A 15,224-nucleotide genomic window follows, 5' to 3' on the forward strand; every position below is an offset into this window, starting at 1 on the left:
GAGCCGTTTGCTTCCCGTGGTGAAACCGCTAAATGCGCAGCTATGACTGACGAACTAAAGCCGATGTATCTGGGTGCGCAAAGCGCACTTCCCCAAACGCCTGAAGAGGCCGAGCTGGATTATGTCCCCAATCCGCGCCCCGATACGCTGTATCTCGCCCGCTTTGCCGTGCCTGAGTTTACGTCTTTATGTCCGGTCACAGCACAACCCGATTTTGCCCATCTGGTTATCGATTATGCGCCGGACAAAAGCATTGTTGAATCGAAGTCGCTGAAGCTTTTCTTGGGTTCGTTCCGCAACCATGCCGCCTTTCACGAAGATTGCACCGTTGGCATTGGGCAGCGGCTTTTCACCGAAATGAAGCCGCATTGGCTGCGCATCGGTGGATATTGGTATCCGCGCGGGGGAATACCCATCGATGTGTTCTGGCAATCGGGGGAGCCGCCAAAGGGACTGTGGCTGCCTGATCAGGGCGTTGCTCCGTACCGGGGTCGTGGCTGAGTCCATTTAAACAGGTTGCCCAAGTTTCCCCGCATAACGTACGTGCCGAACGATCCCAACTGTTGACCCGGCACTCTTCTCGTCGACGCCATCGAATCATTGGTCGCAAAAATGACCTTTGTCGGTGACAGAACGACCGCGAGGCCTCTATTGCAGCTTCATGGCTGACATAAATTCGACGACCAAGAAGCGCGTGCATAAAGCTGGCCAAACAGGCCTTGCGTCTTTGGCGCTGTTGTCCGTTTTATCGGGGTGCGTATCCGCGCCAGTGCCTCGGGGACCTGCTCCGCCAGCAGCAATAGCCCCAGCGCCAGCAGTTGTAGCGCCCGCACGTCCCGCAATTGGGCGGCCGCCCGCCGGCCTTGAAAACCTGATTCAAGATCAATGGCGTTTGTTCCCGGGGCGGACTGGTGTTGCCATTATGCGCGTTGATGGCGGTGAGTGGGTTTTGGGCCGCAGGATGGATGAATTTTTTCCCCAACAAAGCGTATCCAAAACCTGGGTTGTGCTCACCGTGTTGGACATGGTTGATCAAGGGAAGCTTCGCCTGGACCAGAAAGTGCGGATCACGCGGGATGATCTGGCGGTTTTTCATCAGCCCATCCGTGATCAGGTCATCGCCAATGGCAGCATTGAGGTTTCCATCCTCAATCTGTTGGAGCAGGCCATTCGCGCCAGTGACAATACCGCCAATGACTCGTTGCTGCGCACCGTAGGTGGCCCGCAAGCGGTCACCACTTTTATCGCACGCAAGAATTTGGGCGCGATCCGCTTTGGGCCGGGCGAACGCGCTCTGCAAAGCGGCATTGCCGGCCTCGACTGGAAGCAGGAATATTCAATTGGCCAGCGCTTTTATGCTGCGCGCGATGCCGTGCCGTTGGTAACCCGCAAAGCAGCGCTTGACCGTTATCTGAATGATCCAATCGATGGAGCAAGCCCGCAAGCAATTGTCCGCGCCTTGGCAAAGCTTGCCAAGGGCGAGCTGCTGTCGGCGTCTTCAACGCGCCTCATGCTCGATATCATGTCGCGGACGTCAAGTGGCCCTAACCGGTTGAAGGCTGGCGTGCCTGCGGGCTGGAGCTTTTTGCATAAGACCGGAACCGGGCAGGTTTTGCCGCCGGTGTCCACGGGATATAATGATATCGGGATTATGACTGCACCAGATGGCACACGTTACGCTGTCGCAGTGATGATGGGCAGCACGACGGCGTCTATTCCGCAACGGATGACGTTCATGCAATTTGTATCGCGCTCTGTGGCTTCATACCACCAGAACTGACGCCTTATTGCGATGTTTCGGTTGGAGCGCCGCGCGCGGCATCCAACGTGTCTACGGCAGACAAAGAAAAGGGCCGTCCTGCAAGCAGAACAGCCCTTATCAAAAACTTTCGCTAAAAAGCGCGAATATTACTTCGCAGCTTCTTTCGCAGCGTCTGCAGCAGGTGCAGCAGCAGCAGCGTCTGCAGCAGGAGCAGCAGCAGCGTCAGCAGCAGGAGCAGCTTCAGTTGCAGCAGCGTCAGCGCCTTCTACAGCTGCGTCAGCAGCTTCAGCAGGAGCTTCTGTGGTTGCTTCAGTTGCTTCTGTGGTTGCTTCTTCAGCACCTGAGCAAGCAGCCAAACCGAGCGAAGCGGCAAGAACGAGAGATACAGCAATTTTCTTCATATGGGAAACCCCCTAGCAAAACTTATGAAAACCTGACAGGCACACCACAACGAATGCAGTAATGTCTGCGGACAGCCCTCTAGCCCGTTCACAATTCGGTGGCAATGCGCTTTTTTATTCCGGTAAGCTGATCAGCCTCAAAATTGCGCCTAACTCTACCAGAACGGTAGAAAATGCGGGGGATTTGAGCCGATTGACTTGATATAAAGATTTCTTTATATGACATCGAAATGATCAATTTGCTTACTATCATGCGGGCGTTAGCCGACCCGACCCGGCTTCGAATCGTATTTCTCGTGCTTAGGCTTGAGCTGTCAGTGGGCGAGCTTGTGCAGATATTGGATCAAAGCCAGCCCCGCGTTTCCCGGCATATCCGCATATTGGACGAAGCTGGATTGTTAGAGCGACGCAAAGAAGGCAGCTGGGTTTTCCTGCGGCCGGGCGCTGTTCTGGAGGACGGGCGCCTGACGTCATTGCTGAAAGAAGCCGATGTTACGCAGGCAAAGGCATTTCAAAAGGATTTGGCGCGGCTGGACGAGGTCCGCAATGCGCGTACCAATATGGCGGCATCCTATTTTGCGGCACATGCAGAAGAATGGGATTTCCTCAGATCGCTCCATGTTGCCGATTCGGAAGTTGAGGCGAAGATTGCGCAGATTTTGCATAGTGCGCCTTTGGGCCGTGTACTGGACGTTGGCACAGGAACTGGCCGCATTGTGGAATTGTTCGCGGAGAGTGCAAGCCGCTTTGTCGCTTTAGACAATAGCCCCGAAATGTTGCGGCTTGCCCGCGCAAAAATAGCGAACTTCAGCGCCGATATCGCGAGCAAGGTCGAAATCAAATTGGGTGACTTCAACATGCTCCCCGTCGGCGATGGTGAGTTTGATACCGTCATCTTCCATCAAGTGCTGCATTACGCCCAAGACCCTGAGGCAGTCATTGCCGAAGCCATCCGGACAGTCGCGGACGATGGACGCCTCGTGATCGTCGACTTCGCCGCCCACGACCATGAAGAACTCCGCACCGTTCATGCCCATGCCCGGCTTGGCTTTACGGACGAATTTATGCGGAATGCGTTCTCGGCACATGGTCTGCAGATGGTGCATCAGGCCGCACTTGAGTCGGGTGAACTCATTGTAAAAGTGTGGATGGGGCAAAAGCTGTCGTTCGCCACCCCGCACCCAAAAAACAACTTAAGGATTGTTGCATGATTCTCCCGTTCGACCAGATGCAGGAAGCCAGCCGGGCGCTGGCCGCGCCTCTTTTTGCCGGTCTTGCCGGTGATTGCGAAATCAGCTTTGAATTCTTCCCGCCCAAAACCGAAAAGATGGAAGAGCAGCTTTGGGATTCGGTAGTAACGCTGGCGCCGCTTGCCCCGCGCTTTGTATCGGTCACTTATGGTGCCGGCGGCACAACACGTGAGCGTACGCACAACACCGTCGCCCGCATTGCGCGGGAAACCAATATTCCGGCTGCGGCACATTTAACCTGCGTCGAAGCGTCAAAGGGCGAAATTGCCGACGTTGCAAATGCCTATTGGGACGCAGGCGTGCGGCATATCGTTGCACTGCGCGGAGATCCACCAAGCTCGGACAGTAAATTTGTCGCGCATCCCGACGGCTATGCCAGTGCCGCTGAGTTGGTCGAAGGGCTGCGTAAGCTCCATCCGTTCGAGATATCGGTCAGTGCCTATCCCGAAACGCACCCCGAAGCCCTGTCCGCTGCAAGCGATATCGACTTTCTGAAGCGCAAGCTGGATTCGGGCGCGAGCCGGGCCATCACACAATTTTTCTTTGAACCTGAAACATTCTTCCGTTTCCGCGACGCGGTCGCTGCGGCGGGTGTCGATGCGGAAATCGTCCCGGGTATCATGCCGGTTTCAAATTTTGCGGCAATCACACGCATGTCCGCCATGACTGGCACCGCAATTCCCGTGTGGATGGCGCATTTGTTTGAAGGGTTGGATGACCATCCACCTGCGCGGCAACTTGTCGCAGCCACCGTCGCGGCCGAAATGTGCCGCCGATTATATGCGGGCGGTGTGCGTGATTTCCATTTCTACACGCTCAACCGGGCCGAGCTGTCTTATGCCATTTGCCATTTGCTTGGAAAACGGCCCGCTGGCGCTGCGCAGGAGCAAGCGGCATGACCCCGCGTGAGGCATTTGTTGCAAGAGCGTCCACGCAGATATTGGTCTTCGACGGCGGCTATGGAACCGCCATTCAGGGTTATAAATTATCCGAGGCGGACTATCGCGGGTCATTGGAACTGACCCACGATCAAAAGGGTAATAACGATCTGCTGTCCATCACACGGCCTGACGTGGTTGGCGCCATCCACAGCGCCTATCTGCGCGCTGGGGCGGACATGATTGAAACCAACACTTTCAGCGCCACGAAGATCAGCATGGCTGATTATGGCTGCGAACATCTGGTCCAGCAATTGAACATCGATTCGGCAAAGCTCGCGCGCGCTTGTTGTGACGCCGCGGAAGCCGAAGATGGCAAGCGGCGCTTTGTCGCAGGCTCAATTGGGCCAACGAACAAGACATTGTCATTGTCGCCAGACGTCAACGACCCCGGCTATCGCGAGATCGATTTTGATTATCTCAAAGGCGTCTATCGCGAACAATGCGACGCGCTAATCGAAGGCGGCGTTGATTTCCTGCTGATTGAAACGATTTTCGACACGCTGAACGCCAAATGCGCAGGCATGGCGGCGCAGGAAGCCGCATTGGCATCGGGCAGGGACGTGCCCTTGATGATATCGATGACAATCACCGATATGGCTGGACGCAATTTGTCGGGGCATACGGTTGAAGCATTTTGGGCCGCGATCCGGCATGTCAAACCGCTTACCATCGGGTTGAATTGTTCGTTCGGCGCTGACCTGTTGCGTCCGCATTTGGCCGCTTTGTCAAAGCAAGCCGATACGCTTGTTATGGCTTATCCCAATGCAGGCCTGCCCAATGACCTTGCCGAATATGACGAACTGCCCGAAACGACGGCGCAGCTGATTGGCCAATGGCTTGATGATGGGTTGGTCAACATTGTCGGCGGTTGTTGCGGCACCACGCCTGCGCATATCGCCGCGATTGCCAAGGCCGTTGAGGGCCGCGCCCCGCGCAGCATCCCGCAGCCACAAGTGGTCACTCGGCTTGCTGGCCTCGAACCCTTCATCATGGCCGCCTGAACTCCTTAAAGCTGAACATCAATATGACATCCTCCTCCTCCCGTTTCGTCAACATCGGTGAACGTACGAACGTTACCGGCAGCGCCAAATTCAAGAAGCTCATTCTGTCTGGTGATTATGAAGCCGCTGTCGAAGTCGCGCGCGACCAGGTCGAAAATGGCGCGCAGATTATCGACATCAATATGGATGAAGGTCTGCTCGACGCGCATGAGGCGATGACGACATTCATCAAACGGATCGCTGCCGAGCCAGACATCGCGCGCGTGCCGTTGATGATCGACAGTTCCAAATGGAGCGTGATTGAGGCGGGGCTGAAATGCGTTTCGGGTAAGCCCATCGTAAATTCGATTTCGATGAAAGAAGGCGAGGAAGCCTTTTTGCATCATGCGCGGCTGTGCATGGCCTATGGCGCGGCAGTCGTCGTGATGGCGTTCGACGAGACCGGTCAGGCCGACACCAAAGAGCGCAAGGTCGAAATCTGCAAGCGCGCTTATGACTTATTGGTCGGCATTGGTTTTCCGCCCGAAGACATCATTTTCGATCCCAATATTTTTGCGGTGGCAACGGGGATTGAAGAACATAACAATTATGGCGTCGATTTTATCGAGGCGCTGAAAGAGCTGCGCGTTCTATGCCCGCATGCCCATTATTCGGGCGGCCTTTCCAACCTGTCTTTTTCCTTCCGCGGCAACGAGCCTGTGCGCCGCGCAATGCACTCGATCTTCTTATATCATGCGATCCCTGCCGGCCTCGATATGGCGATCGTTAACGCCGGGCAGTTGGACATCTATGACGATATTGATCCTGAACTGCGGGTGGCGTGCGAAGATGTGATCCTCAACCGCGACCCCGATGCCACCGAGCGCCTCATCACCTTGGCCGAGAAATATCGCGGAACGGATGTAGCGCAGGAAAAAGCCGAGGCCGAATGGCGCGGCTGGGAGGTCAAGAAGCGCCTTGAGCATGCCTTGGTCAAAGGCATTGATGCGCATATTGTCGACGACACAGAAGAGGCGCGGCTGGCGATCAAGGCGGCTGGTGGCAGGCCAATTGAGGTTATCGAAGGTCCGTTGATGGACGGCATGAATGTCGTTGGAGACCTGTTCGGATCAGGCAAAATGTTTCTGCCGCAGGTCGTGAAATCGGCGCGCGTTATGAAAAAAGCGGTCGCGCATCTGTTCCCTTATATCGAGGCTGAAAAAGAAGTCGGCGCGAAGGGCAAGGGCAAGATCATCATGGCGACCGTCAAGGGCGACGTGCATGATATCGGCAAGAATATCGTTGGCGTTGTGCTACAATGTAATGGCTTCGAGATTGTCGATCTGGGCGTGATGGTCCCGTGGCAAGACATATTGAAGGCGGCGGTCGAACATGATGCCGACATGATCGGGCTATCGGGCCTGATCACACCTTCGCTCGACGAGATGGTCACCGTCGCTGAAGAAATGCAGAAGGCCGGCATGACGATGCCGTTGATGATCGGCGGCGCGACCACATCCAAAACGCATACGGCGTTGCGGATTGAGCCTGTTTATTCGGGTCCCGTTATTCATGTGCTGGATGCTTCGCGCGCTGTCGGTGTTGCGGGCACATTGGTCAGCGATACTATGGCCGAAAAGTTCGTCGCGGACACCCGCGCCGAATATAGCCACATCCGCGATGCCCGTGCGGGCAAGACCGCAAAGCCATTGGCTTCGCTCGACGAAGCCCGCGCCAATGCGTTCGAGATTGACGAGGCGCTAAAGCCCGCGCCGCCATTGCAGCCTGGCGTGCATGCCTATGATGATTGGGACCTTGCGGATCTGCGCAATTATATCGATTGGACGCCGTTTTTCCGCGCATGGGAATTGCATGGCAATTACCCCGATATTCTGACCGACGAAGTCGTTGGCGAAAGTGCCACCAGCCTGTTTGCCGATGCCAACGCGATGCTCGATAAAATCATCAGCGAAAAATGGCTCCGCGCCAAGGGCGTTGCGGGCCTTTGGCCATGCTGGCGCGATGGCGATGATGTGGTGGTCTATTGCGAAAAGACCGAAGCCCATATTCGCCTGCCGTTCCTGCGGCAGCAAATCGCCAAGCGCGAAGGCAGGGCGAACATGTGTCTGGCCGATTTCATCAGCCGCGATGGCGACTGGATTGGCGGCTTTGCTGTCACCACTGGCCATGGCATCGGCACGCATTTGGCGCAGTTCAAAGCCAATATCGATGATTATTCCGACATCATGTTGAAAGCGCTCGCCGACCGTCTGGCCGAAGCCTTTGCCGAGCGGATGCACGAGCATGTCCGCACAACATTATGGGGTTATGCGCCCGATGAGCAATTCACGATAGAGGCGCTGAACCGTGAGGAATATCGCGGCATCCGGCCCGCACCGGGCTACCCCGCATGTCCGGACCACAGCCTGAAGCCGATATTGTTCGACCTGTTGGACGCGACCCAGAAAACGGGTATCACCTTGACCGAAAGCTTTGCCATGTTGCCGACCGCCGCGGTCAGCGGCTTTTATTTCGGGCACCCCCAAGCCGAATATTTTGGTGTTGCGCGCATTGGCGAAGATCAGGTTGCGGACTATGCCGCACGGCGCGCACTCGATTTGGATCGGGCGCGGCAGTATCTGAGGCCGAACCTCAACGAATGATCAGGGCAATATTAGATTTTAGGGACGAATGCCCATGAAGAAAACTGCGCTCTGTGTCCTGACCGTTTTCTGCGCGGTGGCGGCATTTGCGCGCAGCCCGGCCCCTTTCCGCAATGGCGAGACGGGGCGTGGCTATTCCAGCCTTCAAAAAGCGGTTGATGGCATAGGGAGCGGCGAAGGCACGATCATCATCGCGCCGGGCACCTATCGGCAATGTGCCATCCAAAAAGCGGGGATCATCGCCTTCCGCGTCGCAGTCCCGGGCCAGACGATATTTGACGGCGCGACCTGTGAAGGCAAGGCGGCCTTAGTCCTGCGCGGACGGGCGGCGCGCATTGATGGTGTTATCTTTCAAAATATGCGCGTGCCTGATGCCAATGGCGCAGGCATTCGTTTGGAAAAGGGCGACCTGACGGTGACGCGCGCGGTCTTTCGCAACAGCCAACAGGGCATCTTAACCGCCGACGACAAAGCTGGTAAAATTCGCATCACGCAATCGAGCTTTTCCGGCCTTGGCCGCTGCGACCGGGGGCGGTCCTGCGCGCACAGCATCTACATTGGCGGCTATCGCAGCCTGACCATCACCAAATGCCGTTTCGAACGCGGCAAGGGCGGGCATTATATCAAAAGCCGCGCGTGGCAGGTGTCGATCACCGACAACGCATTTGACGATACGCGGGGCCGCGAAACCAACTACATGATTGATTTGCCCAATGGCGCAACCGGCAACATCGCGCGCAATATGTTTGTGCAAGGTGCAGCCAAGGAAAAGGACAGCGCCTTTATCACCGTTGCAGCCGAAGGCCGGACGCAAAGCAGTGCTGGCCTGGCGATTAACGCCAACGAAGCGAGCATCGCGCATGGTGTGAATCGCCAAACCGTGTTTCTGGCGGATTGGTCCGGCGACCGGCTGGCGTTGGGCGGCAACCGGTTGGGCCGCGGACTGAAGCCGTTTGAGAGGCGATAGGCTTAAGGCGACAAAGACAACGTCGGACGCCGTTTTTACTGTCTGCTTTGTCGCTTTAACGGCAAATGCGGTTCTGACTTATTTCTGCTGGTCTCAACATTGAGAAAGAACCATGCGCGCTTTCGCGTGTGCGCGGCGATACTCTCAAAGCCAATCCTACATTGCAAGCGTGGACATGCTTCCAGCCCTTGCAGCGGCGATTACCGCCCCTGCGCACGCCACCTGCGCACGACGCGGTCCAATATTTCGGCTTCGCCGCCTGTTTCCAGCCAAAGCTGGCTGAACAGCGGGTCTTCCGATGCCGGGCGTTTTTCCGATTCCAGATGGTCGAGCGAGACACGGATAGGAATGCTGACACCTTCGCCGCAAATGATGCATTCGCGGTTACGCAAGGCGGGGATGGCATCTAGGAAACCACGCGCACCTTCGGGCATGGCCGCGCGGACAAATGCCTGATCACGCTCGTTGTTCAATCGCATCGAAATGATCGTGCCACATTGCGAGAGCACGCCTTCGGCCAAATCGGATGGACGCTGCGTAATCAGGCCAAGCGACACGCCATATTTACGGCCTTCCTTGGCAATGCGTTCAAGGATGGCGCGCCCCGCGCTGTCTTTGGAAACGCGATCCGACGGAATGTACCGATGGGCTTCTTCGCACACCAGCAGGATGGGGCGCCGCGCTTCGTTGCGCGACCAGATGGCATAGTCAAACACCAGACGGGACAGAACCGCGACAACGGTCGAGGTGATGTCGGACGGTACGCCCGACACATCGATAATCGAAATGGGTTTGCCATGTGACGGCAGGCGGAAAAGTTTGCCGACAAACTCGGCCATAGTGTCGCCGACCAGCAGGCCCGAAAACATGAAATTGTAGCGCGGGTCGGCTTTCAGCTCGTCAATTTTGCTCTTCAACCGCATGAACGGCGCGGACGATGTCGCCTTGTCGAGCTTGCCCATTTCGTTCTGGATGATGTTGGTCAGGTCAGACAATAAATAGGGGATCGGCGCATCAACCGTCAGCTTGCCAATAGTTTCGGCAAGCCGGTTTTTGGCGCGTGCCTGCAACAGGCAGCGGGCGAGAATGTCTGAGTCAATTTGCCTGTCGTCGCCGGTGGAGGTGACGAACACTTCGCAATGTTCTGCAAAGTTCATCATCCAATAGGGCATGGCCAGATTGTTGACGTCGAACAACGCGCCATTATGTTTGAACGCCGCACTATATTCGCCATGGGGGTCAATCATGACGATATGCCCTTCGGGCGCGATATCGCAGATCTTGTGCAGGATAAGCGCGACACTGGTTGATTTACCGGTCCCTGTCGAACCCAAAAGCGCAAAATGCTTGCCCAGCATGGCGTCGACATACAACGCACCGCGCGTGTCTTTGGTCGGGAAAACGGTGCCGATTTCAACATGCGCGCGGGCGTCGGCGGCATAGACTTGCTTCATGTCCGCGCTCGACACGGCATAGACTTCGCTGCCGGGTGCGGGATAATGCGTCACACCGCGGCGGAAATTGGAAATCTTGCCGGTGAGGCGTTCTTCCTCGCCTTCGCCCAGAAAGTCGACGTGCGCCATGATGATGCCATGGTCGCGTTCGTGCATGCGTTGCGAACGGATAGTTGCAAGCAGCCATATATTGCCAGCGCGAATCTTGATTTGGCTGCCCACCTGTCCGGCCATCGCAATGCTTGGATCGGGATGCGACATCAGCTTGCTCAATATGCCGGCATCAAAGGTAAGTTGCGAACCCGATCCGGAAACGTCCATGACAAAGCCCATATGGTGCAGTGCAGGGCCATGTATGGGCGTGCCGCCGGTTCGGGTTGCCGGGCCAGACATATCATGTGCGGCTGGTGTTGCCGTTGGTTGCCTCTGCTCACTTGGTTCTGCCGACGTAGACTGCCGATGCCCTGTCATATCCATTGCCGAACTGCCTTTGCATTAAGGAAGCGACCAGCGATAGGTACAGAAGGTAAAGGTATATTTACCATGGAAGCCGTTATGGCCCCCGCCAACCCCGGCTATAAACGCTGGAAAATATATCCGGCGAACCAGCCGAGCAGCAACGAGACGAGCACAGCCATCGCGCCATAGAATAAGGCGTAATCCTGTGCCATGATGGTCACCAGTTGCTCAAACCCGGTTTTGCGTATCCGCACTTGGACATTATCGTCCGCCACAATGACGCGGCCATCGCGGATCAGCAATGTTTCGGCGGTATATGTGCCCACCGGCACGCTGGACGGAATATTGAGGCGTGCGCGGTACAATACCTGATCGGTGATTTCGACGGTGCCCGCCTCTTGCCGGAAAAGACCGTTGCGGCGGTTCAGATCGACCAAGCCATCGACAAAACGCTTTTGCTCTGCGGCATCGACTTCACCGCTGGGCGACAATTGCAATCTTTCGAGGCCAAGTTCGTAAATGGCCGCAGTTTTGCTGTCGACGATTTCGCGGAGCGAGCGCGATGATGCGATCGCGTAATAAGCAGGGACGGACCGGAAATCGGTGCTGTCCGCGTTAATCCATATGCCTGCAATCTTCTGCTTTTCACGCAGCGTGACGGGACGCGTTGGCCCGCGCAGAACCACGGCGACGTCCACCTGACCCTCTGGCGCAACGCCGCGCGGGTAAATGATCGCGCCAAACAACAGCATTTCAGCGCCCGTGAAACCCGATTGAATATTGATTTCGCGCTGCGACACATCGGGCACCAGCTTGGGCACATTTTGGGCGCCCGCCGCCACCGGCAGCAAAAACAGGAACAGGGCGATCAAGCGTATCACAGGGCTTGCAACGTGTAGATTTCGTCGGGACGCCAGCCAAGGCCAAGCGCCATCCGGATGGCGACGAGCAGGACAATGATTGCCAGAAACAGGCGGAGATATTCGGGGCGCATCCGCTGCGCCAATCGTGCGCCAATTTGCGCGCCTGTGACACTTCCGATCAGCAAGAATACCGCCAGCACAATATCGACTGCCTTGGTGGTCAGGCTGTGCATCATGGTGGATGCCATGGTGACGAACAATATCTGGAACAAAGATGTACCCACGACGACCTGCGCACCCATGCCAAGCAAATAGAGCATGGCGGGCACCATGATGAACCCGCCGCCGACGCCCAGCAGCATAGTCATAATGCCCGTGATGAAACCCAATATCAGCGGTGCGAGTGGCGAAATATACAGCCCCGACCGGTAGAAACGCCAACGCATCGGCAAATTGGCGACCAATGGATGGTGCCGCCGTTTCGCCGCTGGCACGGGTTTGCCTGCACGTGACGCGCGGACGCTGGTCAGGCTTTCTTTCGCCATCAGCCCGCCGATGCTGCCCAACATGACGACATACAGGATGTTGATGACGGTATCGATCTGACCAAGTGATTCCAATATTTCGAAGATTGCAGCGCCTGCAGCTGTGCCGAAAATGCCGCCGAACACGAGAACAGCGCCCATTTGGAAATCCACACCGCCGCGTTTCATATGCGCAAAAACGCCCGATACGCTTGCGCCTGTTACCTGCGTGGATGCTGACGCTGCGGCAACGGCTGGCGGGATGCCGTAGAAAATAAGCAATGGCGTGGTCAGGAACCCGCCGCCCACGCCAAACATTCCAGACAACACGCCAACGCCGCCACCCAGCAGGATGATGACCAGCGCATTGACCGACAAATTGGCTATAGGAAGATAGATATCCATGTTTGACCAACCGACCCTAACGGCATTTAGCGGCAGGATAAAGGCTGGTGCTTAGAAACTGGTGGACAATGTTACCGCTGGCCCATGGCCCGGCTGTGCTTGGCCCGCAACACGCCAACGCCAGCTTGCGTCCAGTTGCAATACTGCGCCGCGCGTGGTCACATTTGCGCGGATATTTGGGCCGACATCCACGCGCATGACATTGTCTTGCCCGCCGCCCCATACGCCTGCGCCAATCGCAAAAGACGCGCGTTGCGATTGTGCGATTGGGCGATGTGCTTGCACCGCCACATCGGCAAAGGGGCCGCCGCCTTGCCCCGAAACAAAGCCGGCCTGACCATAGCCATCCAACCGGAACCGAAGCGGCAATTTTACGCCAGACTGCCCCCCTGCGACCAAGGCCGCAAATGCGTCGGGCCGGTCTTGCCTAAACCTACGTTCAGCAATGATCTGCACCGGAATGCGTGCAACGGGTCGCCAACGCACCCCTGCTGCCAACTCCCTTTCACGCACGCTGCCATGTGCAACCGATATCCGGCCAGCCATGGACAGGCGCGATAGGCCAGGGTTGCCGGAGAAACGCAGGACGGGGATTGCGGCAATCACGGCACTTTGGCTTGCGCCATATTGTCCGTTGCCCAGTGTTCCAGCGGGGGAACTGCCGTGCCGCCAAAAGCTATAGGCATAGACCTCAAATCCTTGCGGAGCCTGAGGGTTTGGAAGCGGCGCTCCGATAGGGGTGACGGCATCGGGGTCAGTCGGTAGGAATGCGGCGGGGGAGATCCGCAAGTGGGAGCCTGCGCTGACGAACAATGGGGCGGCTCCCTCCGGCGGGAGGGCCATCTTGGCTTGGCTGTTTTGGGCGTGCCGTACCGCGGGGGCCGCAACGCGGTGCTGCGAACTGTAACGGGTGAATGCTGGGGTGCTCGCCAGCTTCGGGACGGGCCCCATGCGGACTGGATTTGGATATATGTCATGACCGGTCTGGCTTACAGCCCTGATATCCATCGTTGTGACGGCGATGCGGGCCGTGACCCACGTTCCACATAGCAAAGCTATAGATGCCAAGGCGCGCCCGCGCATCAGTCGGGCCGGGCCAGTGACTCAGGGACAATATGGTGGGCGGTTTTGTCCCAACGCAGCGGAGCCCCGAAGCAATGCCGTACATAGATTATGCAGGCGCGCTGCGCCGCCATGATCGCGATAATGTTCGTAATGACGCTGCGTGGGATCGACAGCAGTGCTTCTTTTGGACCGTAAAGCGCAGCGACAAAGCCCGCCCGAACACACAGCCGCCAGAAAAGGAAGCCCGCGTTACACCACAGCAGAATGATCAACATCGGCGCCAAGGGCTTTGGGCGGTGCACGCCCTGTGTTTCAGCCACCGTCAAAACCGCCGTGAGCAAGATGCAGGCATAGGCTGCACTCACCACGATCGCTGCGAGTATCGACCGGCGATCCTGAAGTAACATCCATTTCTGCGCGAGATTGCCGTTCCACCCCAGCCTGTCCCAACCGGCAAGCGCAATGCCCGTCAGCCAACGTGTTTTTTGGCGGACCGAACTTGTGAGCGTATCGGGAAAATAGGATCTGGTCCCAATAAGCCTGCCATTGCTGTCCAAAATCCGCGCCATGATGGTGCGTCCGCCCGCAGCCCCAATACGCATGCCCAGCTCATAATCCTCGGTCAGGCTGTGCGCGTCGAACGGATCGCCGCCGTTCATAATGGCGAGCCGGCCCATTAGATTGCGTTCAATCGCGCAGGCGACGCCAGCGAGCGGCAATCGCGCGCCAATCGCCTCGCGCACGACCATATTCTTGCCATGGGCTTCGGCAAATTCGTCGCAATAATGTCCGCTGATCCATCGCGAACTTTTTGTCCGCACCGGAATGACCGGCAATTGCACCGCGCCGCCTATGGCGAGCAGCCGATCAAACACCCGAAGCTCATCGGCGTGGACGGCATCTTCGGCGTCATGCAGAACAATGGCTTTGGTTGTGAAACCGCCTGCGATTTCATCTGCGCGTAACGCCTTCCAAAGCCGGTTGAGGCAATCGGCTTTGGTGGTGGGGCCGATATGGTTGACCAGCACCAGCCTGATAACTGGGTTGTGTTTTGCGGCCCGAATGACTGCGGCCGATGTGTGCGGGTCATTTGGGTAGCAGCCAACATATATTCGGTGGTCGCATAAGCTGTCGGCCCAGCTGCGGCTGCAGTTACGCAGCATCGCGCCGATAACCGCGGCCTCGCCCCATGCCGGTATCAAAACCGCAATCAGCCCGGGCCCCGACTTTGTCGGCAATTCATCCACAGTCATCGGTGGCCTGTGCCAATAAAAGGCAATCTTTCGGTACAGCCGCCGGCCTGCCCAGATGGCATCGACGCACACATCGTCAATCGCGCCAATCAACAGCCAGACGGCGCTGAACATCAGCAGTTCGCGCTGTGCCGTTTCGACGATTTGAAAAATCCAGTTAGGCACAGGTGCGACCCCTCAACCGGCTACGATCGTTGTCGCGCCGTTTTGATATGCAGTGTTCCGGAAATATTTTGT

The 15,224-nt window shown here is 57.1% G+C and carries 12 protein-coding genes and 1 pseudogene; 7 read left to right on the forward strand and 6 right to left on the reverse strand.

Annotation, left to right across the window (positions count from 1 at the left end; genetic code table 11):
• Positions 1–42 precede the first annotated feature (42 nt).
• Together queF and GGR91_RS00085 are read left to right on the forward strand one after the other, a co-directional pair.
• Positions 43–501 (forward strand): preQ(1) synthase, encoded by a 459-nt coding sequence (queF, locus tag GGR91_RS00080; protein WP_183938889.1) that lies wholly within the window; start codon positions 43–45, stop codon positions 499–501.
• A gap of 268 nt (positions 502–769) precedes the next feature.
• Complete coding sequence (locus tag GGR91_RS00085; RefSeq protein ID WP_407698392.1) at positions 770–1,780, forward strand: serine hydrolase; 1,011 nt, start codon at positions 770–772, stop codon at positions 1,778–1,780.
• A 128-nt stretch (positions 1,781–1,908) separates the two neighbouring features.
• On the opposite strand, the gene GGR91_RS00090 is transcribed toward GGR91_RS00085, so the two are convergent.
• Entirely contained in the window at positions 1,909–2,163 is a 255-nt protein-coding gene (locus tag GGR91_RS00090) for a circumsporozoite protein (protein WP_183938893.1), read from the reverse strand.
• A gap of 230 nt (positions 2,164–2,393) precedes the next feature.
• Between GGR91_RS00090 and GGR91_RS00095 the strand changes: the two genes are divergently transcribed.
• From GGR91_RS00095 to GGR91_RS00115, 5 genes and pseudogenes are all read left to right on the forward strand, one after another.
• Positions 2,394–3,374, forward strand: coding sequence for an ArsR/SmtB family transcription factor (locus GGR91_RS00095; RefSeq protein WP_183938895.1), 981 nt, complete (start codon positions 2,394–2,396; stop codon positions 3,372–3,374).
• Positions 3,371–4,312: a methylenetetrahydrofolate reductase [NAD(P)H] gene (gene metF, locus GGR91_RS00100; RefSeq protein WP_183938897.1), complete on the forward strand. Its 942-nt coding sequence runs from the start codon at positions 3,371–3,373 to the stop codon at positions 4,310–4,312. Before GGR91_RS00095 ends, metF begins: the two co-directional genes overlap by 4 nt.
• A complete protein-coding gene (locus GGR91_RS00105) occupies positions 4,309–5,355 on the forward strand; it encodes a homocysteine S-methyltransferase family protein (protein ID WP_183938899.1) in 1,047 nt (348 codons plus the stop codon). The genes metF and GGR91_RS00105 overlap by 4 nt, the downstream gene beginning before the upstream one ends.
• Positions 5,325–7,997: pseudogene (metH, locus tag GGR91_RS00110) on the forward strand (methionine synthase); the annotation flags it as partial. The gene GGR91_RS00105 and the pseudogene metH, both read left to right, overlap by 31 nt.
• A 34-nt stretch (positions 7,998–8,031) precedes the next feature.
• Entirely contained in the window at positions 8,032–8,964 is a 933-nt protein-coding gene (locus GGR91_RS00115; protein WP_246336981.1) for a right-handed parallel beta-helix repeat-containing protein, read from the forward strand.
• A gap of 200 nt (positions 8,965–9,164) precedes the next feature.
• Here the strand turns inward: GGR91_RS00115 and GGR91_RS00120 are convergent, their stop codons facing one another.
• The 5 genes from GGR91_RS00120 to GGR91_RS00140 form a co-directional block, all read right to left on the reverse strand.
• Positions 9,165–10,751 carry an ATP-binding protein gene (locus GGR91_RS00120; RefSeq protein ID WP_407698393.1) on the reverse strand — a complete coding sequence of 529 codons (1,587 nt, stop codon included), beginning with the start codon at positions 10,749–10,751 and terminating at the stop codon, positions 9,165–9,167.
• A gap of 242 nt (positions 10,752–10,993) precedes the next feature.
• Positions 10,994–11,755 (reverse strand): TIGR02186 family protein, encoded by a 762-nt coding sequence (locus GGR91_RS00125; protein WP_322788780.1) that lies wholly within the window; start codon positions 11,753–11,755, stop codon positions 10,994–10,996.
• Positions 11,755–12,669 (reverse strand): sulfite exporter TauE/SafE family protein, encoded by a 915-nt coding sequence (locus tag GGR91_RS00130; RefSeq protein WP_183938907.1) that lies wholly within the window; start codon positions 12,667–12,669, stop codon positions 11,755–11,757. Before GGR91_RS00130 ends, GGR91_RS00125 begins: the two co-directional genes overlap by 1 nt.
• Before the next feature lie 51 nt (positions 12,670–12,720).
• Positions 12,721–13,458, reverse strand: a complete 738-nt coding sequence (locus GGR91_RS00135; RefSeq protein ID WP_221204187.1) for a hypothetical protein — start codon at positions 13,456–13,458, stop codon at positions 12,721–12,723.
• A gap of 293 nt (positions 13,459–13,751) precedes the next feature.
• Positions 13,752–15,152 carry a glycosyl transferase family protein gene (locus GGR91_RS00140; protein WP_322788747.1) on the reverse strand — a complete coding sequence of 467 codons (1,401 nt, stop codon included), beginning with the start codon at positions 15,150–15,152 and terminating at the stop codon, positions 13,752–13,754.
• Positions 15,153–15,224 lie beyond the last annotated feature (72 nt).

Origin of the sequence: Sphingorhabdus rigui (genome assembly GCF_014196595.1) — a bacterium.
Lineage (GTDB): Bacteria > Pseudomonadota > Alphaproteobacteria > Sphingomonadales > Sphingomonadaceae > Sphingorhabdus_B > Sphingorhabdus_B rigui.

What these genes read in the sequence shown, in the direction of transcription:
- queF (WP_183938889.1), top strand. Translation starts at nt 43, where the DNA reads ATGACTGACGAACTAAAGCCGATGTATCTGGGTGCGCAAAGCGCACTT.
- GGR91_RS00090 (WP_183938893.1), bottom strand. Translation starts at nt 2,163, where the DNA reads ATGAAGAAAATTGCTGTATCTCTCGTTCTTGCCGCTTCGCTCGGTTTG.
- GGR91_RS00095 (WP_183938895.1), top strand. Translation starts at nt 2,394, where the DNA reads ATGATCAATTTGCTTACTATCATGCGGGCGTTAGCCGACCCGACCCGG.
- metF (WP_183938897.1), top strand. Translation starts at nt 3,371, where the DNA reads ATGATTCTCCCGTTCGACCAGATGCAGGAAGCCAGCCGGGCGCTGGCC.
- GGR91_RS00105 (WP_183938899.1), top strand. Translation starts at nt 4,309, where the DNA reads ATGACCCCGCGTGAGGCATTTGTTGCAAGAGCGTCCACGCAGATATTG.
- GGR91_RS00115 (WP_246336981.1), top strand. Translation starts at nt 8,032, where the DNA reads ATGAAGAAAACTGCGCTCTGTGTCCTGACCGTTTTCTGCGCGGTGGCG.
- GGR91_RS00120 (WP_407698393.1), bottom strand. Translation starts at nt 10,751, where the DNA reads ATGGGCTTTGTCATGGACGTTTCCGGATCGGGTTCGCAACTTACCTTT.
- GGR91_RS00130 (WP_183938907.1), bottom strand. Translation starts at nt 12,669, where the DNA reads ATGGATATCTATCTTCCTATAGCCAATTTGTCGGTCAATGCGCTGGTC.